The sequence below is a fragment of the Methanocalculus natronophilus genome (genome assembly GCF_038751955.1).
Lineage (GTDB): Archaea > Halobacteriota > Methanomicrobia > Methanomicrobiales > Methanocorpusculaceae > Methanocalculus > Methanocalculus natronophilus.
In genome coordinates, this window is sequence record NZ_JBCEXH010000029.1 from 1 (window position 1) to 852 (window position 852).

Here is an 852-nt window from a genome sequence, read left to right on the forward strand (position 1 = left end):
ATATAACCGCTGTGACGAGCGCTTCGGAAAATGAAGAAAACGCAAAATTTGTTCAAAAACTTTTCCATAATAAGACATATTTTAGAGTCTATTCATCTGATGATTTAAAAGGGGTGGAATTAGGCGGATCGCTTAAAAATATTTTTGCGCTTGCTTCAGGTATTATTAGAGGACAAGGTTTAGGCGATAATGCATTGGCCGCTTTTATGACACGTTCTTTAGTCGAAATGGGTAAAATTTATCGCTATTTAGGGGCAAATACTGAAACATTATATGGGTTAAGTGGTGTTGGAGATTTAATTGTAACGTGTACCTCTCCTCATTCAAGAAACTTTCAAGCAGGATATAAAATTGGAAGCGGAAAAGACTTAGAAGAAACCCTTAATTCTATGACTATGGTCGTAGAGGGAATCCGTACGACTGAAGCGGCTTACTACTTAGCTAAAGATGCAAATATAGAAACACCTATTATCAATGCAATTTACGATGTTGTTTACAATAAAAACGAACCAAAAGAAGTGCTAAGTGATTTGTTAGCACGCGAACTCAAAGCAGAAACCGACTAATTTATAGTCGGTTTTTGCTTTTTTCGGCTTTATTTAGCGTATTTTCTTGCAAATCGCAAAACAGGTTGGTATAATATGGCTAAGTTAAAAATTTTAAAGGAGGGAATTCATACAGTATGAATAAAACAGAATTGGTAGCAAAGATTGCTGAAACATCAGGATTGACAAAAAAAGATGCCGAAGCTTCATTGAACGCAACATTAAATGCAGTTCAAGATGCACTTGTTAGCGGCGATAAAGTAGTATTAACAGGATTTGGAACATTTGAGGTTAGAGAACGTAAACC

General features: G+C 35.7%; 2 protein-coding genes. Both read left to right on the top strand.

Annotation, left to right across the window (positions count from 1 at the left end):
• A partial coding sequence (locus ABCO64_RS10170) for an NAD(P)H-dependent glycerol-3-phosphate dehydrogenase (RefSeq protein ID WP_343089374.1) occupies positions 1–566 on the top strand: 566 nt, incomplete at its 5' end.
• A gap of 116 nt (positions 567–682) precedes the next feature.
• A partial coding sequence (locus ABCO64_RS10175; protein WP_343089375.1) for an HU family DNA-binding protein occupies positions 683–852 on the top strand: 170 nt, incomplete at its 3' end.